The 25,828-nt window shown below is 35.1% G+C and carries 27 protein-coding genes; 13 read left to right on the forward strand and 14 right to left on the reverse strand.

Annotated elements, in window-relative coordinates:
• Positions 1-28 precede the first annotated feature (28 nt).
• Positions 29-892, reverse strand: coding sequence for a hydroxymethylglutaryl-CoA lyase (locus IEW94_RS04670; RefSeq protein ID WP_188650516.1), 864 nt, complete (start codon positions 890-892; stop codon positions 29-31).
• Positions 893-1,078: 186 nt separating this feature from the next.
• Between IEW94_RS04670 and IEW94_RS04675 the strand changes: the two genes are divergently transcribed.
• Positions 1,079-2,251: a zinc-dependent metalloprotease gene (locus IEW94_RS04675; RefSeq protein ID WP_188650518.1), complete on the forward strand. Its 1,173-nt coding sequence runs from the start codon at positions 1,079-1,081 to the stop codon at positions 2,249-2,251.
• Between the two features lie 3 nt (positions 2,252-2,254).
• On the opposite strand, the gene IEW94_RS04680 is transcribed toward IEW94_RS04675, so the two are convergent.
• On the reverse strand, positions 2,255-3,289 hold the full coding sequence (locus IEW94_RS04680; RefSeq protein ID WP_188650520.1) for a quinone-dependent dihydroorotate dehydrogenase: 1,035 nt from the start codon (positions 3,287-3,289) through the stop codon (positions 2,255-2,257).
• A gap of 137 nt (positions 3,290-3,426) precedes the next feature.
• Here IEW94_RS04680 and pepT point away from each other — a divergent pair, with 137 nt between their 5' ends.
• The 3 genes from pepT (at position 3,427) to IEW94_RS04695 (ending at position 5,990) form a co-directional block, all read left to right on the forward strand.
• Positions 3,427-4,665, forward strand: a complete 1,239-nt coding sequence (gene pepT, locus IEW94_RS04685; RefSeq protein WP_188650522.1) for a peptidase T — start codon at positions 3,427-3,429, stop codon at positions 4,663-4,665.
• Between the two features lie 109 nt (positions 4,666-4,774).
• Positions 4,775-5,242, forward strand: coding sequence for a hypothetical protein (locus IEW94_RS04690; protein WP_188650523.1), 468 nt, complete (start codon positions 4,775-4,777; stop codon positions 5,240-5,242).
• Between the two features lie 154 nt (positions 5,243-5,396).
• Positions 5,397-5,990 carry a YdeI/OmpD-associated family protein gene (locus IEW94_RS04695; RefSeq protein ID WP_188650525.1) on the forward strand — a complete coding sequence of 198 codons (594 nt, stop codon included), beginning with the start codon at positions 5,397-5,399 and terminating at the stop codon, positions 5,988-5,990.
• A gap of 54 nt (positions 5,991-6,044) precedes the next feature.
• Here the strand turns inward: IEW94_RS04695 and yajC are convergent, their stop codons facing one another.
• From yajC to nusB, 3 genes are all read right to left on the reverse strand, one after another.
• The gene (yajC, locus tag IEW94_RS04700; RefSeq protein ID WP_188650527.1) at positions 6,045-6,335 is read right to left on the reverse strand and encodes a preprotein translocase subunit YajC; all 291 of its coding nucleotides are present in this window, start codon (positions 6,333-6,335) and stop codon (positions 6,045-6,047) included.
• A gap of 9 nt (positions 6,336-6,344) precedes the next feature.
• Entirely contained in the window at positions 6,345-6,818 is a 474-nt protein-coding gene (locus tag IEW94_RS04705) for a DUF1573 domain-containing protein (RefSeq protein ID WP_188650529.1), read from the reverse strand.
• Positions 6,819-6,900: 82 nt separating this feature from the next.
• Complete coding sequence (nusB, locus tag IEW94_RS04710) at positions 6,901-7,845, reverse strand: transcription antitermination factor NusB (protein ID WP_229669450.1); 945 nt, start codon at positions 7,843-7,845, stop codon at positions 6,901-6,903.
• A 238-nt stretch (positions 7,846-8,083) separates the two neighbouring features.
• On the opposite strand from nusB, the gene IEW94_RS04715 reads away from it, so the two are divergent.
• Positions 8,084-9,850, forward strand: a complete 1,767-nt coding sequence (locus tag IEW94_RS04715) for an ABC transporter ATP-binding protein (protein WP_188650531.1) — start codon at positions 8,084-8,086, stop codon at positions 9,848-9,850.
• Positions 9,851-10,011: 161 nt separating this feature from the next.
• Positions 10,012-10,395, forward strand: coding sequence for a PUR family DNA/RNA-binding protein (locus IEW94_RS04720; protein WP_188650533.1), 384 nt, complete (start codon positions 10,012-10,014; stop codon positions 10,393-10,395).
• A 49-nt stretch (positions 10,396-10,444) separates the two neighbouring features.
• Here the strand turns inward: IEW94_RS04720 and IEW94_RS04725 are convergent, their stop codons facing one another.
• Positions 10,445-10,780: a tRNA-binding protein gene (locus tag IEW94_RS04725; RefSeq protein WP_188650535.1), complete on the reverse strand. Its 336-nt coding sequence runs from the start codon at positions 10,778-10,780 to the stop codon at positions 10,445-10,447.
• Positions 10,781-10,827: 47 nt separating this feature from the next.
• Here IEW94_RS04725 and IEW94_RS04730 point away from each other — a divergent pair, with 47 nt between their 5' ends.
• Complete coding sequence (locus IEW94_RS04730; protein WP_188650537.1) at positions 10,828-11,385, forward strand: thioredoxin family protein; 558 nt, start codon at positions 10,828-10,830, stop codon at positions 11,383-11,385.
• Here the strand turns inward: IEW94_RS04730 and IEW94_RS04735 are convergent, their stop codons facing one another.
• From IEW94_RS04735 to IEW94_RS04750, 4 genes are all read right to left on the reverse strand, one after another.
• Positions 11,386-11,868, reverse strand: coding sequence for a GNAT family N-acetyltransferase (locus tag IEW94_RS04735; protein WP_188650539.1), 483 nt, complete (start codon positions 11,866-11,868; stop codon positions 11,386-11,388).
• Between the two features lies 1 nt (position 11,869).
• A complete protein-coding gene (locus IEW94_RS04740; protein WP_188650541.1) occupies positions 11,870-12,415 on the reverse strand; it encodes a YfiT family bacillithiol transferase in 546 nt (181 codons plus the stop codon).
• A gap of 60 nt (positions 12,416-12,475) precedes the next feature.
• The gene (locus IEW94_RS04745; protein WP_188650543.1) at positions 12,476-13,408 is read right to left on the reverse strand and encodes a peptidylprolyl isomerase; all 933 of its coding nucleotides are present in this window, start codon (positions 13,406-13,408) and stop codon (positions 12,476-12,478) included.
• Between the two features lie 75 nt (positions 13,409-13,483).
• Positions 13,484-15,688: an ATP-dependent DNA helicase RecQ gene (locus IEW94_RS04750; RefSeq protein ID WP_188650545.1), complete on the reverse strand. Its 2,205-nt coding sequence runs from the start codon at positions 15,686-15,688 to the stop codon at positions 13,484-13,486.
• Between the two features lie 252 nt (positions 15,689-15,940).
• Between IEW94_RS04750 and IEW94_RS04755 the strand changes: the two genes are divergently transcribed.
• From IEW94_RS04755 to lptB, 4 genes are all read left to right on the forward strand, one after another.
• Positions 15,941-16,858, forward strand: coding sequence for a KpsF/GutQ family sugar-phosphate isomerase (locus IEW94_RS04755; protein WP_373286594.1), 918 nt, complete (start codon positions 15,941-15,943; stop codon positions 16,856-16,858).
• Positions 16,858-17,685, forward strand: coding sequence for a twin-arginine translocase subunit TatC (gene tatC, locus IEW94_RS04760; RefSeq protein WP_188650549.1), 828 nt, complete (start codon positions 16,858-16,860; stop codon positions 17,683-17,685). Before IEW94_RS04755 ends, tatC begins: the two co-directional genes overlap by 1 nt.
• On the forward strand, positions 17,678-18,025 hold the full coding sequence (locus IEW94_RS04765; RefSeq protein WP_188650550.1) for a carboxymuconolactone decarboxylase family protein: 348 nt from the start codon (positions 17,678-17,680) through the stop codon (positions 18,023-18,025). The genes tatC and IEW94_RS04765 overlap by 8 nt, the downstream gene beginning before the upstream one ends.
• 70 nt (positions 18,026-18,095) lie before the next feature.
• Positions 18,096-18,836, forward strand: a complete 741-nt coding sequence (gene lptB, locus IEW94_RS04770; RefSeq protein ID WP_188650552.1) for an LPS export ABC transporter ATP-binding protein — start codon at positions 18,096-18,098, stop codon at positions 18,834-18,836.
• Between the two features lie 15 nt (positions 18,837-18,851).
• On the opposite strand, the gene IEW94_RS04775 is transcribed toward lptB, so the two are convergent.
• Positions 18,852-19,604, reverse strand: coding sequence for a CDP-alcohol phosphatidyltransferase family protein (locus IEW94_RS04775; RefSeq protein ID WP_188650554.1), 753 nt, complete (start codon positions 19,602-19,604; stop codon positions 18,852-18,854).
• Positions 19,605-19,893: 289 nt separating this feature from the next.
• Between IEW94_RS04775 and IEW94_RS04780 the strand changes: the two genes are divergently transcribed.
• Both IEW94_RS04780 and IEW94_RS04785 read left to right on the forward strand, forming a co-directional pair.
• The gene (locus IEW94_RS04780; RefSeq protein ID WP_444545771.1) at positions 19,894-20,964 is read left to right on the forward strand and encodes a putative type IX sorting system protein PorV2; all 1,071 of its coding nucleotides are present in this window, start codon (positions 19,894-19,896) and stop codon (positions 20,962-20,964) included.
• 14 nt (positions 20,965-20,978) lie between these two features.
• Complete coding sequence (locus IEW94_RS04785; protein ID WP_188650559.1) at positions 20,979-22,181, forward strand: lipoprotein N-acyltransferase Lnb domain-containing protein; 1,203 nt, start codon at positions 20,979-20,981, stop codon at positions 22,179-22,181.
• Here the strand turns inward: IEW94_RS04785 and IEW94_RS04790 are convergent.
• The 3 genes from IEW94_RS04790 to IEW94_RS04800 are packed head-to-tail and all read right to left on the reverse strand — an operon-like array spanning position 22,149 to position 25,793.
• Positions 22,149-23,540 carry an exopolysaccharide biosynthesis polyprenyl glycosylphosphotransferase gene (locus IEW94_RS04790; protein ID WP_188650561.1) on the reverse strand — a complete coding sequence of 464 codons (1,392 nt, stop codon included), beginning with the start codon at positions 23,538-23,540 and terminating at the stop codon, positions 22,149-22,151. The two genes, IEW94_RS04785 and IEW94_RS04790, sit on opposite strands and share 33 nt — an antisense overlap.
• 59 nt (positions 23,541-23,599) lie before the next feature.
• Positions 23,600-24,610, reverse strand: coding sequence for a glycosyltransferase family 4 protein (locus IEW94_RS04795; RefSeq protein ID WP_188650563.1), 1,011 nt, complete (start codon positions 24,608-24,610; stop codon positions 23,600-23,602).
• Positions 24,570-25,793 (reverse strand): O-antigen ligase family protein, encoded by a 1,224-nt coding sequence (locus IEW94_RS04800; protein WP_229669451.1) that lies wholly within the window; start codon positions 25,791-25,793, stop codon positions 24,570-24,572. Before IEW94_RS04800 ends, IEW94_RS04795 begins: the two co-directional genes overlap by 41 nt.
• Between the last annotated feature and the right edge of the window lie 35 nt (positions 25,794-25,828).

The raw sequence follows: 25,828 nt of genomic DNA on the forward strand, positions 1-25,828 counted from the left end.
ATTTAGAATAATTTTAAATAAACATGAATTAATGGTATACCGAAAAGATTTTGGTGGCCTCATTGTGAGCGCTTTCAAAACTTAACGCATCTAAGGCATTACATTTTTTAGAAGTAAAATAGGATAATAATTTTTCAGTAGGCATATTCCCGGTAAGTTCATCCTTGGCCATGGGACAACCTCCAAATCCTTGGATAGCCCCATCAAAACGCATACATCCTGCCTGATAAGCCGCATCAATTTTTTCAAACCAACTACTAGCCACAGTATGCAAATGAGCTCCAAATTCAATATTGGGATACAAAGGAATTAAATTTGAAAACAAATACTGGATATTGTCTGGATTGGAACTTCCTATAGTATCGCTTAAAGAAACTATCCTCACTCCCATTTCACTTAAACGCTCTGTCCACTGCCCTACTATATCAACATTCCATGGGTCGCCATAAGGGTTTCCAAATCCCATGGAAATATATACAACCACTTCTTTACCGCTTTTATTGGCTATGTTTAAAATATGCTCCAAAGTGATAACAGACTGTGCAATGGTTTTATGGGTGTTACGCATTTGGAAATTCTCAGAAATAGAAAACGGATAACCCAAATAATCAATTGCCTTGTGTTTTGAGGCATCCTCTGCTCCACGTTCATTAGCTACAATGGCAAGCAATTTACTGGTTGTTTTGCTTAAATCAAGTTGCGATAAAACTTCTGCTGTATCAACCATCTGCGGAATGGCCTTGGGCGAAACAAAACTTCCAAAATCAATGGTATCAAATCCCACACGAAGCAATGACTGGATATACTGTACTTTTTGCTTTGTTGGAATAAAATCCTTGATGCCTTGCATGGCATCCCTTGGGCATTCAATGATCTTGACTTGATTTGGCATTTACTATAAAAATAGGATGATAAAAATAATATTATTGAAACAGAAAACATAACAACCTTTGATTATTTAATTTTTTAATGGTTGTAGCTTCAATTTGTTTATAAAACGATTAAAACAGCAACTTACCGTTTTTTTTATTTCATTGCCTGATTATCAAATACATTTGATTAACGTTTTTCGCCCCACATGAAAATCTTTAATATCAAATACAACGTCATAATCTGTTCGATACTCGTATCGATTTCTTCTCATCTGTATTCTCAAATTCCCAAGGAAATTGGTTGTGGTACCATTACAACAGCAAAAACATTGCAATATTTTAATGCTTTAAAACCTGAATTAAAAAAATACGAAGCTACATTTTCAACATCAAAAGGTTCACAATCAAAATCATCTGTAGTTAAAAGTTCTATACCAATCAAGGCCCATATTATAAGAACATCCAACGGAACCGGCGGCCTAAGTGTTTCAGAACTTGAAGATGCCATTGCCAATGTAAACACGCTGTTTGCTGATGCTTTGATGACGTTTGTTTTGGCTGAAGACATAGAGTATATTGATGATAACCGTTTATATCACTTTCACTCAAAGGATGAAACTGCTATGCTTGACGCTCACAATGTTTCAGGTGTAGTCAATATTTATTTTACAGACCATATTGAGAATGATGCTGATGAAAGCATTTGCGGTTATACACAAATTGAAAAACGTTCTGATGCTATCATCATGCGAAATAGTTGTTCAACAAATGATTCATCGTTAGCACATGAATTAGGGCATTTCTTTTCGTTAATTCATACACATGGCATAAGTGCTGATCAGCTCACTGGTGAACTAGTGGATGGTTCCAATTGCTCATCTGAAGGTGATCAAATTTGCGATACGCCTGCCGATCCTGGATTAACTTATAATAATGTCAATAATTTTTGCAGATACACAGGTACCGTAACAGATGCCAATGGGGAGTTGTATCATCCAGATACCCACAACATCATGTCGTACTCCATGAAAGGTTGCAGGGATCATTTTTCAAAACAGCAACTGGCTCGTATGTATGCCTACTTTCAAACTACAAAAAGCAAGTATTCGGACAGCCCAACAAATACCAATGTATCTAAGACTGCCTCTAGTATAAGTATTAAAGCGTACCCTAACCCTATTACAGATGGTTTGATTTTTGTCAAGTCCAATAATTCTGATGAAGCTATGACTTATACTATTTCAAATACTATGGGTCAAGTTTTTCTTAATGGAAGTGTTACTAATCAGCCCATTGATGTCAGTCGTTTAAATTCTGGAACTTATTTGATGACTTTAAAAAATAAGACTTCAATACTTGTAAAAAAACTTGTGAAATAGATTTTAGTTTTGATTTAGCAAGGCTTTATTGATATCTTTGACCAGTTTTGGTCCTTCATATATAAAGCCTGTATATATTTGGATTAAATCAGCTCCAGCATGAATCTTTTCCAAAGCATCTTTTGCAGAATGAATACCACCTACTCCAATAATGGGGAATGCTTTTTTGCTATTTTCTGAAAGATATTTAATAACCTGTGTGCTTTTGTCTTTAATAGGTTGGCCACTCAATCCGCCATTACCAATAGCTTGTAATCGCTCTTGTGATACGTTTAACTCGCTTCTGTTAACGGAGGTATTGCTAGCAATTACACCATCCAATTTGGTTTTAATTACCAATTCAATGATTTCATCCAACTGATGGGTATTTAAGTCTGGAGCTATCTTTAAAAGTATCGGTTTTTGTTTACTGAATGTTCTATTGGCACTTTGTACAGCACCAATAAGTTCTTCCAAATAGTCCTTATCGTTTAATTTGGCATGACTATCCACATTGGGGCAACTAACATTCAATACAAAATAATCCACGTACGGATGCAGGGCATTAAAACAGTCTAAATAATCCTTAGTATAATCCTCAGGCTTGGTGTTGGTGTTTTTACCAATATTTCCACCAATAATAAGGTTTCCTTTATTTTTTTTAAGCTGTAGAATAGCCGCTTCAACACCTAGGTTATTAAAACCCATCCTATTGATAATGCCTTGGTCATCTTTTAAACGGAACAATCGTTTTTTAGGATTCCCTGGTTGTCCCTTTGGTGTAACGGTACCAATTTCAATAAACCCAAATCCAAAGTTTGATAGCTCATTATATAACACGGCATTTTTGTCAAATCCGGCCGCCAATCCTACTGGGTTTTTAAAGGTCAAACCAAACACTTTACGCTCCAATCTTTTGTCTTCAATAGCATAGAGTCGCTTTATCAATTGTGGAACACCTGGAATTTTGTTTATGAAAGCAATCAGTGAAAATGTAAAATGATGTACTTGTTCAGGATCAAAGCAAAATAAAATAGGTCGGATTATCGATTTGTACATCAGGTATAATTTGTGCAAAAATAGTTTTAAATAAAAAATCAGGCAATTCAAAAGACAAAAAAATTAATAATTGTATTTTTGGTGTTACTGTAAACTTATAAATCTAACCAAATACTCACAAAAAACTAAAAACTCCTATGATTTCAAAAGACCACATTATAAAACGATTTGTTAGTTATGTAACGGTAGATACACAATCTGATCCAAACTCAAAAAGTACCCCAAGTACCAAAAAACAATGGGATTTAGCCAACAAGCTTGCTGATGAACTCAAAACTATTGGTATGCAAGACGTTTCTATTGATGAAAACGCATACATCATGGCTACTTTACCAAGCAATGTGGATCATAAGGTGCCAACCATTGGGTTTATAGCACATTTTGACACGTCGCCAGATTTTACGGCAACCAATGTAAAACCGCAAATTATTGAGTATTATGATGGCAAGGATATTGTTCTGAATGCCGAACAAGACATTGTTTTATCACCTGATTATTTTGAAGATTTACACCTCTACAAAGGGCAAACCCTCATCACTACTGACGGAACCACCCTTTTAGGTGCTGATGACAAAGCAGGTATCTGTGAAATCGTTTCAGCTATGGAATATTTAATCCTGCATCCAGAAATTAAACACGGAACCATCCGTGTTGGCTTTACGCCCGATGAGGAAATTGGCCGCGGTGCCCATAAGTTTGACGTTAAAAAGTTTGGGGCAGACTGGGCCTATACCATGGATGGTAGCCAGATAGGTGAATTGGAATATGAAAATTTTAATGCGGCAGGTGTCGTTGTTAAGGTAAAAGGTAAAATTGTTCATCCAGGATATGCCAAAGGCAAAATGATTAACTCCATGTACATTGCCCAAGAATTCATCAATTCATTGCCACGTATGGAAACCCCCGAGCACACTGAAGGGTATGAAGGCTTTTTCCATTTATGTTCCATAAAAGGTGAAGTGGATGAAACTCAACTTGAATATATTATTCGGGACCACGATCGCGGGCATTTTGAAGCCAGAAAAGAAGTTATGAAAAAATTGACCGAAGAGCTGAATGCTCAATATGACAGAGAAGTGATTACAACCGAAATAAAGGACCAATACTACAACATGAAAGAAAAGGTAGAACCCGTGATGCATATTGTTGATATTGCCGAAGAGGCCATGAAACAGCTCCACATAAAACCCTTGATAAAAGCCATTCGTGGCGGAACAGATGGTTCCCAACTCAGTTATATGGGCTTGCCTTGTCCCAATATTTTTGCAGGTGGCCATAACTTTCATGGGCGTTATGAGTATGTGCCAGTTGAAAGTATGATTAAAGCTACCGAGGTGATTTGTAAGATTGCAGAATTGACGGCTAAAAAAGCCTAACTTGAATTTATAAAATAAATCAGCTACCTTAGTTTACCTGTACTGAACTTGTAACATCTGATATTAAACATTAAAAAACGATTTCATATCATAATAGTTGCCTACAACTATGAAAAACACCTTTCTAATAATATTTATTTTCGGATTTTTATGTTGTTATGCTCAGAAAAAATCTGAACTGATTATTGGAACATGGAAATATGAAAAAGGAATTGACTTAAGAACCCTTGAGGAGAAAATGTCCGACGAGAATAAAGAACCTCTAATTATTGAATCCGACGAAAAAAGCGATACGTTTCTGACTTTTAACAAAGAGTATATCTATTATAATAAAAAAGAATTCGGACAGTGGAAAATCATAAAAGATTCTTTATTAGTTTATCGAAAAATTTCTAAAGACAAAGAACATCTTGACAAAAAAATAAGAGATGAATATTTAAAAGATGAATTTCTTGTTCTCAAAAAAGACGGAATTTATCTATCCAAACCATATTATTTAAAAATAAAAAAGCTAGTGAAAGAAACTTTAGAATTTGGAAACGAAAAAAGGTACTCAATATACAAACGATTTAAATAATTGTAGGCAACAAAATACTGTGGTAAAAACCAAGTAAAACCATATTAATTTTTCACTAAAGTGCTTCTATGGGAATCATCATAAATTAGTCCTGATTTTTCTTCGGAAAACCTAGTAGATTTTAATACATAACGTTAAACTAAACCTCAAAAAAATGCCAAAAATAAACTCTGTAGACGACTATATTGAATCGCATCATCATTTTAGTGACGGGCTCAATCTGCTACGTTCCATTATTGAAAAAACGGAGTTGGTTGAGACCATTAAATGGAACTCGCCAGTTTATACCATTGATGGCAAAAACGTGGTTGGCATGGGTGCCTTTAAGCATCATTTTGGTATTTGGTTTTTTAACGGCGTGTTTTTAAAAGACGAGAAAAACCTGTTGGTAACCGCTCAAGAAAAAACAAAAGGGCTTCGCCAAATGCGGTTTGAATCTGTTGATGACATAAATACAAATGCGGTTCTGGCTTATATAAAAGAAGCCATCCAAAATCAAAAGCTAGGAAAGGAAATCAAACCAGAAAAAACCAAAACCATAGTTATTCCTGAAGCGTTAAAACAGGAGTTTAAAAATAATGAGGCGCTGTATTCCTGTTTTAAATCACTCCCTCCCTATAAGCAAAAGGACTATTGTGAATATATTGACACGGCCAAACGTGAGGCAACCGTTACATCGCGCTTAGAAAAAATTGTGCCCATGATTCTGGCTGGAATTGGATTGAATGACAAATACAAAAACTGCTAAACAAAAAAGCTTCCAAAAATTGGAAGCTTTTAAAATTTTGATGTATTTGTTTGACTATTTGGCCTTGGCAGGAGCGTTTAACGCATTGCTCATTTCCATGGAAATGGCAGAACGTTCAAACTTAATTTTTCCTGACATGGTTTCAATAATACAGGTATTATCTTTTTCACCTAATTCTAAAATTTTACCGTGCAGTCCGCTTTTGGTAACTATTTTGTCACCACGCTTTAATTCGGCAGCAAATTTCTTTTCTTTTTTAGCGCGTTTCATTTGTGGTGCTATCATAAAAAAATAGATCACAACAAACATTAGAATAAACGGCAAAAATTGTCCCATATTTTCCATATTTTAAGTTTAGTGTCCTGTTGTATTGGTTGTATTTGGATCTGGTTTGACAAAAGCCATGATCTTAACCACTTCTTTTCCTTTTTCTGTATTGGCAGTAACCGTTATGGTTTTTGTTATTTTGTTAGCACCACTACCATTATATCTTACAGTGAATTTTCCTGATTCTCCTGGTGCCAAAGGCTCTCTTGACCAATCTTTTGGAACCGTACAGCCGCATGAACTTTTAATATCGGTAATAACCAATGGGGCATCGCCGACATTTTTGTAATTAAAAACCGTTTCAACAGGTTTTCTGGCTTCAATTTCACCAAAATCGTGTTCGGTTTCTTCAAATTGAAGAATTGGGAATTTTGATGAGTTGGCATCTCTTTCTGCAGCTACAGCAACATTTTTTTCATCAACTTTTTTAGCAGCATTATCTTTACATGATGTAAAGGCTATCAAGCATAAGGCTCCTAATCCTAATATTAATTTTTTCATAATAAACAGTTTACTATTTGGGTTGTAAAAATAGCAATTATTTAATCTATTAAAAACTTTTAAAGGTTTCTTTAACAGAAAATCACATCAATCCTCGCCCTATTTTTGTCAATTTTCCATCTGCTTCATATTCCTTGACCAGCTTGTCCAAAATACCATTTATGAATATGCTGCTTTTGGGAGTAGAGTATTCCTTGGCTATTTCCAGATATTCATTCATGGTCACCTTTACGGGTATTGATGAAAAATTTTGCAGCTCGCAAATAGCCATTTGCAACAAAACAAAATCCACAGTGGCTATTCTATCAGAATCCCAGTTTTGGGTTTTCTGTTCAATCTCTCCATTAAGGGCCGTTTTATTGAGAATGGTTTTTTTAAATAAATCTATTGCAAATTGCTTATCTTCTTGATCTTTATACAATTTTGGTGTAAAATGGCTGTCTGAAGCACTTGGTTTTGTTTTTCTGAGCAGTTTTAAAATAGTTGTGTTTACGGTAGGTAAATCATCAAGCCATGTTAAATTTTTATCTTCAATGTAGTCATAAAGTTTATCGTTTGGCGCAATGATCTCTTTGTAAATATCAACAATAAATTCTTTGTCTTCCTTGAAATCAGACACACGGGTCTTCATATAATCTTTATACAAATCGCTGCCCATAATGGCTCTAAAAATAATGTCAACATACTCACTGTCCAGTTCCCAATTGTTTATTTTGTGAATCTCAAGTTGGTACTTTAGGGCGTTGTTTTCTTTGATAAGTTGCAACACTTGATTGTTTACAAATTTTCTGTTTGGGTCTTTATCTTCTCTGGTTGCCAAGTGCGCCTGTTGCTTTTTTTGGAGATGGTCTTCCGCTCTTTTTTGAACTTCAATCAAAAGGGATATCAACAAGAGATAAAGATTGTACATATTATCAATGCTAAACAACAAAAACTTCTGGTTTTTACTAAAATCGTCACTTTCATTCCCTTTGAAAGCATAAATGGTCTGCATAACTTTTACCCTAATATGTCTTCTGTTTAGCATATGTACAAAGAACTTTATTTAATTTTTTTAAGACTACGGAATTTAACTTTTCCACGGCAAAAATAATACTATTTTAAAAAGAACATGCCCTTATTTGGTGTTTTATTGTCAAAAAATATTTTGGCTTATTTTTAACACGTATCATGGCCAATCCGCCATTCTTATTGATTTTATTGCTGTATCTTTGTGCTGTAAACTTATTGTTTCAAAATAAAACAAATAAACGTTTCTCCTGTAAATGAAAGAATTACAGCATCTAAATAAATATTTATTAAAGTACAAATTACATCTTATTGTTGGTGTTATCATAACAATCATAGCTCGAATTTTTCTGCTCTTTACACCTAGATATGTCAAAAAGATTTTTTCGGTTGTTGACAAATATAAAAATGGGTTAGAGTCTGGAAACAGTACGTTTCAAGCAGAACTTTTTGAAATTATCCTCTACATTATTGGAGCCGCGCTTATTGCCGGTCTTTTTACGTTTTTAATGCGGCAGACTATCATTAATGTATCTCGTTACATTGAGTTTGACTTAAAAAACGAAGTGTATGAACACTATCAAAAACTCTCTTTGAACTTTTACAAAAAAAACCGAACAGGGGATTTAATGAACCGGATAAGTGAGGATGTGAGCAGGGTTCGTATGTATGTAGGGCCAGCCCTTATGTACAGTATCAATACCGTAACACTGTTTGTTATTGCTTTAATCTACATGTTTAATGAAGCGCCAACTTTAACGCTTTACACAATCATTCCCTTGCCCATTCTATCAATAGCTATTTATAATTTGAGTAGGGAAATACACAAACGCAGTACGGTTGTACAACAATATTTATCAAAATTGTCTGCTTTTACCCAAGAATCATTCAGTGGTATTTCTGTTATCAAAGCATATGGTATTGAACCTAAAACATCCCGTAACTTTGATGACCTATCGGCCACTAGCAAGCAAAAACAATTAGACTTGGTCAAGGTTCAAGCACTTTTCTTCCCTTTAATGGTTTTACTTATTGGAATTAGTAACCTAGTGGTTATCTACATTGGTGGCAGGCAATATGTAAATGGACAAATAGACAGTTTAGGAACCATTGCAGAATTCATCATTTATGTCAATATGCTCACTTGGCCGGTTGCTACGGTTGGTTGGGTCACCTCCATTGTGCAACAAGCAGAGGCTTCGCAAAAGCGTATTAATGAATTTTTAAAAACGGAGCCTGAAATAAAAAACACGGTTTTAGAACACACAGACATTACAGGAGACATCACGTTTGATAATGTATCCTTTACGTATGATGACACCAATATCAATGCTTTAAAAGGGATTAGTTTTACCATTAAGGATGGTGAGACTTTAGCCATTCTTGGCAAAACCGGATCTGGAAAATCCACAATATTGGATTTAATCGGCCGCCTCTACGATATTGACAGCGGTTCCATTAAAATCAACAACATTGAAATTAACAAGCATAATTTAAATGATTTAAGAAATCATATTGGCTATGTGCCGCAAGATGCCTTTTTGTTTTCTGATACCATAAAGAACAATATCAAATTTGGAAAAGAAGATGCCTCTGATGAGGAGGTGATACAAGTAGCTAAATTAGCGCAAGTGCACAAAAATATTACCAAGTTCAATAAAGGCTATGATACTATATTAGGTGAACGCGGCATCACGCTCTCTGGTGGACAAAAACAACGTATATCCATTGCAAGAGCGCTTATTAAATATCCAAAAATATTACTGTTTGATGACTGCCTCTCTGCCGTTGATACTGAAACAGAAGAAAAAATATTGAAAAATATCAACACTATTTCAAAAGGAAAAACCAACATTATTGTTGGGCACAGAGTCTCTTCTGCTAAAAATGCGGATAAAATCATTGTGCTTGATGATGGCAAGATAGTAGAAGAAGGCACCCATGAAACCCTGTTGCAAATTGATGGCTATTATAAACACCTGTTTTTAAAGCAATCAAGTGAAACATCCAGCAGCAAGCCATAATCCTCCAATTAATGATTATTCATATTATTTCTGATTTCATTTTAAAAATCGACGAAAACAAACAGAATATAAAAGAATATTAATTATTTGTTGGTTGGTAACGGTTTTTTTTAGATTTTTGATAAACATAAATGATAACTCAAATTAATTTTAATACAACTATGAATACAAATGACATGATGGAGAAAGAGGATATTTTTTCTAAAGTATTAAGAGCCGGAAGACGTACATATTTCTTTGACGTAAGATCAACAAAAGCTGAAGATTATTACCTGACAATCACTGAAAGCAAAAAGTTTACTAATGACGATGGTTCTTTTCACTATAAAAAGCATAAAATATACATTTATAAAGAAGATTTTGAGGAGTTTAAGGATATTTTAGCTGAAATGACCGACTATATCATCAAAGAAAAAGGTGATGAAGTAATCAGTGAGCGTCACCAAAAAGATTTTAAAAAAGAATACGAAACGGACACAAATGTTGAGGAAGAAGTCGCAAAATCTCCTGAAAGTTTCACCGATATCGATTTTGATGATATTTAAGAAATTTGAAATAAAAAAACCGCTTAAAAGCGGTTTTTTTATTTCTTAGTTAAGAAACTACAGTCCCATTTTTAACTTTGGTTTCTGGGTTTAAAAGTATCACATCATTCCCATTCACAGCACCCAACACCAAACACTCACTCATAAATTTGGCTATTTGTTTTTTAGGAAAATTAACCACGGCTACAATTTGCCTGTTTAATAGGTCATTCTTTTTGTAAAGCGTAGTAATTTGAGCTGATGATTTTTTAATGCCCAAATCGCCAAAATCTATTGTAAGTTGATACGCTGGTTGTCGAGCTTCAGGAAAATCATGGACTTCAATAATAGTACCCACTCGCAAATCGACTTTGGTAAAATCCTCAAAAGTTATGGTGTCGTTCATTTTTTAAAAATACAAATAATCCCGAACTTAGCACAAAACTTTATAATATGGCCAATACACCTTCAAACATGATTCCTTTAGGCTCAAAAGCACCTCATTTTTCGCTTTTGGATACCGTTTCTGGAAACACGCTAAATCTCAATGACATTAAAGGTAAATTAGGAACCGTAGTCATGTTTATATGCAACCATTGTCCATTCGTCATTCACGTTAATACCGAATTGGTCAACATAGCTCATACCTACTCAAAACAAGGCATAGGGTTTGTGGCTATTTCAAGTAATGATGTGGCTAACTATCCGCAAGACGGTCCGGATAAGATGAAAACACATGCCGAAAAAGAGCAGTATCCTTTTCCGTATTTGTATGACGAAACCCAAACAGTTGCTAAAGCGTATGACGCAGCTTGCACACCTGATTTATATGTGTTTGATTCTGGTTTAAAGTTAATCTACAGAGGTCAACTGGATGACTCTCGTCCAGGAAACGGCATTCCCGTTACCGGACATGATTTACGGCATGCATTGGATTGCTTGATTGCAGGTAAGGAAAACACATCCATTCAAAAACCAAGCATAGGTTGTAACATTAAATGGAAACAGTAGTTAAAGCGTTAATTGCCAGATACCAACGTCTTGCCATGTTCCAAACTTCAGGCCTACTTCCTTTAAATGGGCCACTTGTTTAAACCCAAATTTTTCATGAAGTTTCACACTGTTTTCATTGGGCAAGGTCAATACGCCCAGTACTACGTGATAGTTATCCAACTTTAGCAGTCTAAGCAATTCAGCATATAACCTTGTGCCTATCTGCTTGCCGTGCTCGCCTTGTTTCACATAAACCGTTGATTCTACTGTCTGGTTATAAGCAGGTTTGGGTCTAAACTTACTGCAATAAGCATAGCCTAAAATTTCATTGTTTTCCTCATAAACCAAAAACGGATATTGTGGAACTATACTATTTATTTTTGCCTTAAAATCATTAAGTGATAATACCTCTAAATCAAACGTAACAACCGTATTTAAAACATAATGATTATAAATGTCAAGGATGCTTTGAGCATCAGAAATTTTTACGGAACGAATCATTTTAAATCCATTGGTTACGTTTTAACAAATTTTCAATGTGTGTATAGTGATGATTACAATGCCAAGCATATATGCCTATGTTCTGTTTCAACAACACTTCTTTATTTGTTTCAGGATGTATGAAGGTTTTGTTTAAATCTGCATCGGACAAGCCTTTTAGCAAATACACCAATTTAAAATGAATGGCTTTAAGATGCAGAATGGACATGTCTATTGGTGCTGTTCTTGAGTCAAATAATTCGGCCCAACGATCTTCATAATAGGCTTTAATTACAGGCTTGTCTTCTGTTAAGGCCCATTTAAAACGCGCATAACTATGATGGTGACTGTCTGAAACATGGTGAACAACCTGTCTAACCGTCCAACCGCCAGGTCTGTAAACCGTATCCAATTGTTCTGCGTTTAAATCTTTTACCAACTGTTCCAATCGGTTTGGAAAATGTTCCAATATGGAGATCCATCCCTCAATATGTCCACTGTTTATGTTTTGGGGACAATCAAATTTACCAATAGGATATTTTAATAATTCTAGTTCTGAATTTGTCATGTATAAATATAAAAAAAGCACTTCATTTGAAGTGCTTCAATATTTAAAATAAATTTTAAATTATTTAATATCCATAAGTTCTACATCAAATATCAAAGTGGCATTTGGTGGAATAACACCTCCAGCTCCTCTACTGCCGTACCCTAAATCACTTGGTATGACAAAACGGGCTTTATCGCCAACGTGCAACAACATGATGCCTTCATCCCAACCAGGTATTACTTGTCCGACGCCGACTTGAAAATCTATGGGTTGCTTTCTTTTATAAGACGAATCAAACACAGTTCCATCTGCTAATTGTCCTTTGTAATGAACCGATACCATATTGCCTTTTTCTGCTTTTTTACCAGTTCCTTTTTGAATAATTTGGTAACGCAATCCGCTTTTGGTTTCTTCAAAACCTTTGGCCAACTTATCCAATTCGGCTTGGGCTGCTTTTTTGGCTTCGGCTAGCTTTTTCTCTCTAGCGCCTTCAAACGTTCTGAAGGCTTCAACAGAATTATAGGCTTTGGCGGCTTCACCAACTCTAATAATTTCCAAACGTTCTATTTTATCACCTTGAACAATAGCATCCACGACATCCTGTCCTTCAACCACTTTTCCAAAAACGGTATGATTGTTATCTAACCATGGTGTAGCAACATGCGTGATAAAAAATTGGCTTCCATTGGTTCCCGGACCTGCATTGGCCATGGATAACACGCCAGGACCATCATGCTTGAGGTCTACATGAAATTCATCATCAAACTGATAACCTGGGTTTCCGGTTCCGGTTCCTTGTGGGCAACCACCTTGAATCATAAAATCAGGAATGACCCTATGGAATGTCAAGCCATCATAATAAGGAGTCCCTTGGGGTTTTACAGCGTTTTCTAAATTACCTTCAGCCAAGGACACGAAATTACCAACTGTTCCTGGTGTTTTTTTATATTCTAAAGCGACTAAAATTTCACCTTTGGTGGTGTTGAATTTTGCGTATAATCCGTCTTGCATAGTTCTATATTTTATTGAAGTTGCAAATATAGAAAACTAAGTTCTAAGTAAGAAGGTTTAAATAGAGGAATGAATTTAATTGGCTACTTCACTGATAAATTTAATACGATACAGCCTCAGTTCTTCATCATCATACTCACCATCAAATTCCTTAATGGCCGTATCAATATTATCGGTTTTTGATTCCATAAAATAATCATGGATTTCTTCTTGTTGATCTTCATCAAGCACTTCATCAATCCAATAATTGATATTGAGCTTGGTTCCTGAATACACAATGGCTTCCATCTCTTTAATAAACTCACTCATGGTCATACCTTTTGAAGATGCTATATCATCAAGTGGTAATTTCCTATCAATATTTTGAATGATGTATAATTTTATGGCAGAATTGCTTCCTGTGGTCTTTACCACTAAATCATCAGGACGAATAATATCGTTCTCTTCAACATATTTTGAAATTAATTCGATAAAATCCTTTCCATATTTTTTGGCCTTTCCGTCACCTACACCATGTACATTGGCAAGTTCGGACATGCTCATCGGATATTTTAAAGCCATATCTTCCAATGAAGGATCCTGGAAAATAACAAATGGCGGTACACCAAGTTTTTTGGCATTGGCTCTACGTAAATCCTTGAGCATTCCCAACAACACTTCATCAGCTGAAGCACCACCACCTTTTGAGGCAGTTATAATATTAGTTTCATCTTGGTCACTGTCAAAAATATGATCCTCGGTCATCATAAAAGACGTTGGGTTTTTAATAAAAGCCTTACCTGAGTCATTTAATTTTATAACACCATAGGTTTCAATGTCTTTTTTAAGGTATCCGGCAACCAAAAGTTGTCTAAGCAACGCCATCCAATACTTATTGTCGTGGGAGCTTCCTTTTCCAAAAAAGGGCTGTTCGTTGGTTTTGTGCGATTTTATTAAGGCATTTTCTTTTCCAACAATAACATTCACCAAATCCTTGGATTTATATTTTTCATTGGTGTTTTGTATGGTTTCTATTAGAAGTTTGGCGTCGTCTTTGGCTTCATGCTGCTTTTTGGGGAAGCGCACATTATCGTCCATATCACCACCTTCTCCGGTTTCATTATCAAATTCCTCTCCAAAATAATGTAAAATGAACTTACGTCTAGATATAGATGTTTCAGCAAACGCCACAACCTCTTGTAACAACGCTTGACCTATCTCTTGCTCGGCAACAGGTTTACCTGACATGAATTTTTCCAGCTTCTCAATATCCTTATAAGAATAGAACGCCAAACAGTGACCTTCACCGCCATCACGTCCTGCCCTACCCGTTTCTTGATAGTAGCTTTCAATACTTTTTGGAATATCATGGTGGATTACAAATCGGACATCTGGTTTGTCAATTCCCATACCAAAGGCAATGGTAGCCACAACTACGTCCACATCTTCCATAAGAAACTTGTCTTGATGGCTGGTTCTGGTTTTGGCATCCAATCCTGCATGATACGGCACGGCATTGATACCGTTAACCTGTAGCACTTGAGCCAATTCCTCAACGCGTTTTCTACTCAAACAATAAACAATTCCTGATTTGCCTTGATTTTGCTTGATAAAACGAATAATATCCGCATCAACCGATTTGGTTTTCGGGCGAACTTCATAATACAAATTTGGCCTGTTAAAAGATGCTTTAAACGTATTGGCGCCCGTAATACCTAGGTTTTTGATAACATCTTCCTGCACTTTTGGGGTGGCCGTTGCGGTTAAAGCTATAATGGGAATATTATCCCCTATACGGGAAATTATATGTCTTAAGTTTCTGTATTCTGGTCTAAAATCATGTCCCCACTCACTAATACAATGGGCTTCGTCAATAGCCATAAACGATACTTTTACTGAGCGCAAAAAGTCTACATTTTCTTCTTTTGTGAGCGATTCAGGAGCTACATACAACAGCTTGGTAATACCATTAACAATGTCTTCTTTTACGCGTTTAATTTCCGTTTTGTTTAATGACGAATTCAACACATGTGCTACACCTTCCTCATTTGAAATACCACGAATGGCATCCACTTGGTTTTTCATTAAAGCGATTAATGGAGATACTACAATGGCCGTTCCTTCTTGCATGAGTGCAGGAAGCTGGTAACAGAGGGATTTCCCTCCGCCAGTTGGCATAATTACGAATGTGTGATTTCCTGATAAGATACTGTCTACAACACCTTCTTGTAGACCCATAAATTTATTAAACCCAAAGTATTTTTTTAGTGCTGAATGCAAGTCACTTTTTGTTGTCAACATGAAATGTATTAAAAAATTAAATTACACAAATAAAAACACACCAAACATTCTATTACTATCAATTAATTTAGTTGTGAATTTAGAGAACCCTCGTTTTTTTCGTTAGTTTTGTAACCGAAAAATCAAATTAAAATAAATATTAATTTGGCTAACATTAAAGATAGTAAAATCTTTAAAAGCATCAACCAAAAAAAATATTAAATTTTGAAAAGCAACAATTCTATTATTAAAACGGCAAAGCAGACCATTGAAATGGAAAGTCAGGCTATTTTAAATTTATCCAAATTGGTCAATGATGATTTTGCTGATGCTGTAAACCTTATATACCAGTCAAAAGGACGCGTAATCATTACCGGTATAGGAAAAAGTGCTGTTATTGCAACCAAAATTGTTGCAACTTTAAATTCCACAGGAACACCGGCCATTTTTATGCATGCAGCAGATGCCATTCACGGTGATTTAGGACTTATTCTTGAAGATGATGTGGTTATTTTTATCTCAAAAAGTGGCAATACCCCAGAAATAAAAGTGTTGGTGCCATTTATAAAAAGTTCAAAGAACAAAATGATTGCCATTACGGGCAATAAGGATTCGTATTTAGGTCAACAAGTAGATTATGTACTGAATGCGTATGTAGAAAAAGAGGCTTGCCCAAACAACCTGGCTCCTACCACAAGTACAACGGCACAGTTGGTAATAGGTGATGCACTGGCCGTTTGTTTATTGGAATTACGAGGTTTTTCAAGTACAGATTTTGCCAAATACCATCCCGGTGGCGCCTTGGGGAAAAAATTGTACTTGAGAGTTCACGATTTGTCTTCGGTGAACCAAAAACCACAGGTCACCGCAGATACATCCATAAAACAGGTCATTGTTGAAATCACCGAAAAAATGCTAGGTGTTACTGCAGTGGTTGAAAATGACAAAATAATCGGTATCATTACGGATGGTGATTTACGTAGAATGTTAAGTAAAGTGGATAATATTTCCACACTTACTGCAAAAGATATCATGAGTGCAAACCCAAAACGTATTGATGCCAATGCTATGGCCATTGATGCCATGGACATTATGGAATCACATGAGATTTCACAACTTTTGGTTGAAGAAGATGGAAAATACGCTGGCGTAGTTCATTTACACGATTTAATAAAAGAAGGTATTATATAATGGCAAAGAAAAAGAAGAATATCAGTGAGATGTCATTCTTGGATCATCTTGAGGAATTGAGATGGCACTTAATTAAATCGGTTGTAGCTATCACCATAGCGGCTACAGGAGCATTTATTGCTAAAGGATTTATTTTTGATGTACTGATTTTTGGGCCTTCAAAAGCAAGTTTTATCACTTACGAATTGTTGTGCAAAGCTTCAAAATACTTAGGCATGGAAAACTTTTGTTTTACTGAACTGCCTTTTGAAATCCAGAGTAGAACCATGTCCGGACAGTTTTCTGCTCATATCTGGACAGCTATAACTTCCGGATTTGTGATTGCGTTTCCATATGTACTATATCAATTATGGAAATTTATCAGCCCAGGCTTGCATGAAAATGAACGCAAACATTCCAGAGGATTTATCATTGTTTCTTCATTATTGTTTTTTATTGGCGTGCTGTTTGGATATTATGTGATATGCCCGTTATCCATCAACTTTCTTGGCACCTATCAAGTCAGTAGTGAAGTCCATAATGATTTTGATTTAAGTAGCTATATTGGTCTCATTAGGTCTTCGGTTTTAGCTTCAGGCTTAGTGTTTGAATTACCAATAATCATTTACTTTTTGACCAAAATAGGTCTGGTAACCCCTGAATTTTTGAGAACGTATAGAAAATATGCCTTGATAGTGGTTTTGGTTGTTTCTGCAGTTATTACACCACCAGATGTTGCCAGTCAAGTTATTGTGGCCATTCCAATTCTCATCTTATATGAAGCAAGTATTCTTATTTCAAGAATTGTAATTAGAAACCAAAAACGAAGAGAAAAAAAGCATGTCTGATATAGTTAGCGAATTTAATGAGTATCGTTCAAAAATGAACGATAAAATACTGTCTGATAATAACAAAATCATCAAACGTATTTTCAATTTAGATACCAATGCATATACAGAAGGCGCTTTGGATACCAAAACCAAAGAACTTTTAGGACTTGTTGCCTCTGCCGTACTGCGCTGTGATGACTGTATAAAGTACCATTTGGAAACCAGTTATAAATTAGGCTTGACCAAAGACCAAGTTGTTGAAGCATTAAGTATAGCTACCTTGGTGGGTGGCACCATAGTAATTCCTCATTTACGTCGGGCCTATGAGTTTTGGGATGCTTTGGAACAACAGGATTAAACCAATATTAAAAGATTGTTTTAAAATAGTCTATAGTAATTTACTATTTTTAGCGTTCATTATATAACATATGATTTTAAGAGCCGAAAATTTAATGAAGTCCTACAGTGGGCGTAAAGTTGTAAAAAACGTTTCCCTTGAAGTCAATCAAGGAGAGATTGTAGGTTTGCTTGGCCCAAATGGTGCTGGAAAAACAACCAGCTTTTATATGATTGTAGGCTTGATAAAACCCAATGGCGGCAATATATTCCTTGATAAAACCGAAATCACCAAATACCCCATGTACAAACGTGCGCAAAATGGTATTGGCTATTTGGCTCAAGAAGCATCCGTATTTAGAAAATTGAGTATTGAAGACAATATTTTAAGCGTTCTGCAGATGACCAAGCTGAGCAAAAAAGAGCAGCATGAAAAAATGGAATCGCTTATTGAGGAATTTGGATTGAGCCATATTAGAAAAAACCGTGGTGATTTACTTTCGGGAGGCGAACGCAGACGAACAGAAATAGCACGTGCCCTAGCAACCGACCCTAGTTTCATTTTGCTGGATGAGCCCTTTGCTGGTGTTGACCCAGTAGCTGTTGAAGATATTCAAAGGATTGTAGCCCAATTGACCAAAAAAAATATTGGCATCTTAATAACAGACCACAACGTTCAAGAAACCTTGGCTATTACAGACAGAACCTACTTAATGTTTGAAGGCAGTATTTTAAAAGCCGGTATTCCTGAAGAATTGGCCAATGATGAGTTGGTTAGAAAAGTCTATTTAGGTCAGAATTTTGAACTTCGCAAAAAGAAGATTAGACAATAATATAATCTTCCTATATTATTTTAATTGCACACTATCTAGTAATGACATACTTACATACACTAAAATAATGAGTGGGATGGCTGCAAACTGAAATACAATTAAAAACAGCACACACAATATGATAAACACATATCGTGTGGCGTTGGCTTTGAATCCCCAATCCTTAAACTTCAGGGCAAACAATTTAATGTTTGAATTCAATAGATAACAACTCAATAGTGTTAAACCAATTAAAAACCATTGATTCAAAATAATAGCATTCATCGCATCGCTGTTTTGAAATTCAATAATCAATGGCAATGAAATAATCAATAATGTATTTGCGGGTGTAGGAAGCCCTTTAAAATAGCTTTGTTGGTCTTCGTCAATATTAAATCTAGCAAGCCTAAAGGCAGACGCCAATATAATAAAAAAACCCATAAACGGAATGATTGAAAAAGGTATGCCTTCAAAATGTAATACGACATTCCACTCATCGGCCATGGATTGATACCCAGGGTCATGAATAGACAAAGACAATAGTTTAAACATAAAAATTCCAGGGACCACGCCACTGGTCACCATGTCAGCCAACGAATCAAGCTGAACACCCAATTCACCCTGAACATTAAATTTTCTGGCAAAAAAACCATCAAAAAAATCAAAAAATATTCCTAGAAAAACAAAAACAGAAGCCGCCACAAAATTATTGTTAACAGCAAAAATAATGGCGATACTTCCACAGAATAAATTTAAGAGCGTGAGTGTATTTGGGATATATTTCTTCATGTATTGATATTTGAATACTGTAAAAATAACAAACAATTTCCGTCTAATGCCAAATGAATTTTAAAATGATTGATAATAAATTTGAATTATATTTTCTTTAGATGAAACAGAAAATATAAGCATAGCCATAGTTATGGTTTTATTTTATGCTGAAAAATAAAGGAAATAGAAACAGATTTAATTAATCATTTTGAGGTTTATTTGGTATAAAACAAGTATCAAACAATATCTGTTCTTATTTCAAGTTTATAGCTAATAAATTATGTGCATATTTGTAAAAAATTTACAATTGAAAAGGGTCATTACCATTTTAATTTGCATTATAACCTCAACGGTGTTTTCGCAGACCGTGCGCAAATACTCCAATGAGTTTATGAATATTGGGGTTGATGCCGCAGCTTTAGGAATGAGCAGTGCGGTTACCGCCCAAACCGCTGATGTAAACTCTGGGTATTGGAATCCTGCCGGATTACTGAACCTTGAAGATAACCAGCTGGCCTTGATGCACTCCAGTTACTTTGCCAGTATTGCCAATTATGATTATGCTGCCTACGCTATGCCATTAGATGATAGAAGTGCTGTGGGTATTTCTTTGATCCGTTTTGCGGTTGATGATATTTTAAACACCACCCAACTTATAGATGACCAAGGAAACATTAATTATGACAGAATCAGTCTGTTCTCAACTGCCGATTACGGACTCACGTTTTCATACGCCAGAAAACTACCGGTTGAAGGGCTTAATTACGGTGTAAACGCTAAAGTGATTAGGCGCATTATTGGAAATTTTGCATCGTCATGGGGGTTTGGTTTAGATTTAGGTGTTCAATTTGAAAGCAGCAACAACTGGAAGTTTGGCGTGATGGCACGGGATATTACCACCACTTTTAATGCTTGGAGTATCAACAAGGATGAATTTGCAAAAGTACAGAATGCGGTAGAAGGACAAAACCAAGAACTGCCCGAAACTACCGAGATTACCATACCAAAGTTACAGATTGGGATTTCAAAAAAAATGACCTTCCATTATGACTATACTCTGGAAACAGCTCTGAACTTAAATGTGCGTTTTGAGCAGAACAATGATGTCTTTTCATCATCGTTTGCTAGTGTAAATCCTGCTTTGGGGTTTGAGTTTGGCTATATTGATATGGTTTATTTGCGCACGGGCGTTGGCAATTTCCAAAATGAACTACAAATTGACAATACCGAGCAATTGACGTTTCAGCCCAGTTTTGGCGTTGGTTTTAAATATAACGGTATCCAGATAGATTACGCCTTTACCGATATAGGTGACCAAAGTGTGGCCTTATATTCCAATGTGTTTTCATTAAAATTGGATTTTAGTATTTTTAGATAATTTATACAATATTCGTGCAAAAAAAACTACTTATCATTTTAAGTCTTTTGGTTGTTATAACAGCAAAGGCACAAACCTATACCTTGTCACATAACGCTACTGTCAGTGTTCTTACCATTGATCCTGGAAAGGATTTAAATGATGCTTTTGGGCATAACGCCTTCAGAATAAAAGATCCTTCCAGAAATCTGGATGCCGTATTTGATTATGGCCGTTTTGATTTTGAGGCACCTCACTTTTACTTGAATTTTGCCAGGGGCAAATTAAATTATTCCATTGGGAGCAGTCGCTTTTATGATTTTATAGATTTTTACAAATGGCAAAACAGAACGGTAAGGGAGCAAGTTTTGAACATAAACCAGGATGATAAACAAAAGCTTTTTAACTATTTGGTCAACAACCTAAAACCCGAAAACAAGTTCTATTTATACGATTTCTTTTATGATAATTGTGCCACCAAAATCAGGGATGTTCTAGAAACCACCTCAAATGAAAACATACAATTCAATACGCCTGAAGGGTTAAAAGCGCAAACATTCAGGCACCTTATTCAAGACAACCTGAACAGGAATTCATGGGGAAGTCTAGGTATTGATTTGGCTTTGGGTTCGGTCATCGATAAAACAGCAACACCTTATGAACACATGTTTTTGCCAAAATATATATTTGAATTCTTTGCAAATGCAACTTTTTCCAATTCTGGTGAAAAATTGGTGAAAGAAACCCATGTACTTTATAAAAAAACTAAAACTAAAGCAGACAATACTTTTTTAACCAGTCCTTTAGCTATTTTTGGTCTAATTGGTTTAATAATCCTTTTAGTTACTTACAATGATTATAAAAAACAACGAAGAACCAATTGGTTGGATGTCATTTTATTCAGCTTAACCGGAATCATAGGTGTTATGATCCTTTTGCTTTGGTTTGCAACCGACCACAAAGCGACGCATCAAAATTACAATTTGCTTTGGGCTTTTGCGCTAAACATCCTAGTTTTACGTCAACTGTTCAGAAAACAAGTCAAAGCTTGGTTTATTAAATATCTTAAGTTTTTGGTGATTATGCTATGCCTGTTAACACTGCATTGGATTATTGGCATTCAAGAATTTGCCATAGGATTGATTCCATTCTTAATAGCTTTGTTAATAAGATATATTTATTTAATAGGATATTTTAACAAAAAACTATTGTCCTCTAAAATAGAACATGGTGGTTAAGGTTTTTATAAGAATGTTGATGTCCATAAAAAAACCTCGGTGCTTGATATAGTACAAATCATACTGCAACTTCAATAAACTATCATCAATTGATGATCCGTAGCGTGTTTTAACTTGAGCCCACCCGGTTAATCCTGGTTTAATAATATGCCGTGTTTCATAAAAAGGTAATATTTTTGATAATTCCTTGACAAAAACAGGACGTTCTGGTCTAGGACCAATTAAGCTCATCTCACCTTTTAAAATATTGATGAATTGAGGAATTTCATCCAATCTGGTATGTCTTAAAAACCGCCCAAAAGAGGTGATTCTAATATCATTTTTTTTAGCCCATACGGCACCATTGGTTTCGGCATTTTTTATCATGGTTCTGTACTTGATCATTTTAAATAGAGCACCATTTTTTCCAACCCGTTCTTGTATATAAAAAAGAGGCCCTCGGTTTGCCATAAGATTACCTATTAAGATAAATGGCAGTAATAACAATCCTATCAAAATACCAATAAGAGAAATCACAATATCAAAAATACGGTGAAAAAACAAATACATTTTGTTGTGGTTGCTTCTACTAAATGGAAAGTATTTGTAAAAATCCCTACCAACAAATTGTACGGGAATCCGTTGTGTCATATCTTCATATACTTGCGTGTATTCCTTTATTGGAAATCCAGATTCCAATAAGGTGATTAAATCATTGTAAATTTCTGAGGTAATGCTTTCAGAATTATAACTGGCCACAACAATTTCTGAGATGCCTTTTTCCTTAATAATTGCATGAATATCTTGAGGTCTGTATTGCTCAACACCTGAAAATTCAACAGACTGATGTTGATCGCCCTCACAATTTATAAACCCAACAATTTTATAATTAGGGTCAGAATCCTTAAACGCATGAACAATGGATGCTATATTTGTGGTTTCCCCAACCAAGAGCACTTGTTTGTAAAACCGGGGCGACGCTATGAACGTTATGTAGGACCAACGCCATATAAAGATGGCCAACAGAATGGCAAAATAAAAAAATAGGATTTGCAATCGGTTATCAGGCAGAACTGGGGTGTAGAACGGTGTTAAAAAATAAAATAAAGCCGTTACTGAAACTGTAAGTACTATACTGGGAATAATCTTATCTAACTTACTGGATTTCTGCAGGTCATATAATTCAAAAATGGTCCCAAAGATTGTCAAGTAAACAACCAATACAAAAACCCATGTCCAATTTTCCTTATTGATAGTAAAATAATCAAAAGCAAAAATCATACTCACCAAGTACAACAAAGCAAGTGTAAACGTAATATCAAAAATACGAAGCAAGACTTTACGCTCAGAAATATTGAAGTGAATACTGTTATTAGACATTTTAAATGAATGTTTGAGAGGCTATAAAGATACTAAGTAAATTGGTATGAGATACATAATTATTGCAATAGTGTTGACCACTTGTGCTTAACAACATCCCAATCATACTGTTCAACTTTTTTTCTGGCGTTGATTGCCAATTCATTTGCGAAATTTGGATGGTCTATTAATTGTTTAATAGCTTTAACAAATTCGTTTTCAGAGTTGGGTGCAACCAAAATACCATCTGTCTCATGTGCTATTAAAAATGGCATTCCACCAACATTGGTTGAAATTACAGGCAATCCCAACGCCATAGCCTCAATAACACTTACAGGCATATTATCAAAATTAGTAGTATTGATAAATATATTGTAATTAACCGCTAAGTTTGTCCATTCTGCTTTTGACAATTGCCCAGTAAAGATCACATCAAAACCTAATGCTTTAGCTTCTTGTTTTGTAGTTTCTAAAGAACCGTCCTTATCTGGCCCAACCATACAAAGTGATGCACGGACACTTTGGTCTTTGAATACTTTTAAAATTTTTATGGCCAAAAGCGGATTGTATATTTTAGAAAAGGACCGCACCCACAGCAAATTTATAGAATCAAATACTTTAGTCTGATAGGGATATTGATTGATTTGAATAGCATTTGGTATACAAAACACATTTGAAAATCCTCTCTTATTAAATTCAAACTGGATGTATCGTGACGGTGCTACATTGTTATGGGCATGAGCAAAAACACACTGACTCATCTTTGGATTTTGATCTAATCGGTTGGGCAAATTACCACCATGTAATATCGGTATATATTTCAATTTCAAAAATCTACACAATTGACTTACTCCAAAAGCATACAAAAAATTCATGGTACTATAGACATCAATTAATACATAATCTATCTGATTTCTATACTTTAGTACAGCCATGAACATATCTAAAAACCTTAAAATTTTATTGGATTTAGACGAAGCATAATACATCTTGTGGCCTTCTGCTTCCAATAGAGGACCAAGTACATCAATTGAGGATGCTGTAAATCCTTTATTGACTAATTTGTTTCCTATGTACAGAAGTGTTTTCATATGAAATATTTAACAAACAAAGCCCATAAATAAAGGCTGGTGCCGCTATTCGCATGGCAGAATGATTAATTGTGAACAGCCAAAACAAGTAAAACGAGTAAAAAAATAGGTTTGTTTTATTGTTTAATCTAAAAACCAAAGGTGTTATCAATAATATCAAAAATGCTAATACCCCCAAAAGTCCATGTTCTGCAAAAATCCGGCTAATTTCATTATGAGAGGCAGCCACTACACCTGTTTCATCTAAGCGTTCTTCTTTCACTTTGCCAACGCCTATTCCTAAAAACGGATTGTCAATAAATTCAGCAAACTCAAATTCAACCAAATCAGTTCTACCTGTGGTTACATCGTCTTTCTCTCTTCCGGCTGCATCTTGATTGGCATAGCGCTTATCTATAAAACCTCCCGTTTTTACTGAGCTTATAAACCATGTAATGGCTATAAGCCCCAAAAAGACCAACAAATACCCTTTTAATTTAAGTTTTGTTTTAAGGTTAACTTTTAGATAATATAGAGCTATAAAAACCAAAATCATAAGCAAGGCTGTAAGTACACCACCTCTACTAAAGGTAATAATAGCCCTAAAAACAAATAAACCCAATAAAATCAAATCAGAAACCTTTATAAAAAAAGAGGTTTTATACATAAAAAAACGAACCGTTAAGATAAAAATACCGATTCCCAGAACTGTTGCTACTTGATTGGGTCCAAACCCTCCAGATGTTGCAAAATTAGACTCTGTTCCCGTAATAACAGATTCTAAATTTGGTGTATATAAAAACAAATAGCCCAACATGCTAACTAGTGGCCATAAAAAAGCATCCAAAACAGTTTGTATCTGTCTAAAGCTAATAGTGCGCTTATAGCAAAAAATAGCCGAAATGCCCAAACACACAGGTCCACTTAAATTAAAAGCGATAGCCTTTCTGATATTGGTATCAAACCCCATATCAGCAACCGCTACAAAAATACCGGGTATTAAAAGCAATAAATACAATACATAAACCAATGATTTATTGCTAAAGCTATTACTAACAAGACCCATACAAATAAACACAATCACCAAATATTTACTGGCCTCATAAAATATAGTCCCGCCGTTCATCCTCAAAAAAACTTCAACACCCACTATGTAGGCACAAGCAACCAATACGTAAAAAGACTTTCTTTTTTTAGAAACCATTAGTATTTTATAACTAAAAAAAGCAATTATGAAAA

The sequence above is a fragment of the Yeosuana aromativorans genome (genome assembly GCF_014646655.1).
GTDB classification, from domain to species: domain Bacteria; phylum Bacteroidota; class Bacteroidia; order Flavobacteriales; family Flavobacteriaceae; genus Yeosuana; species Yeosuana aromativorans.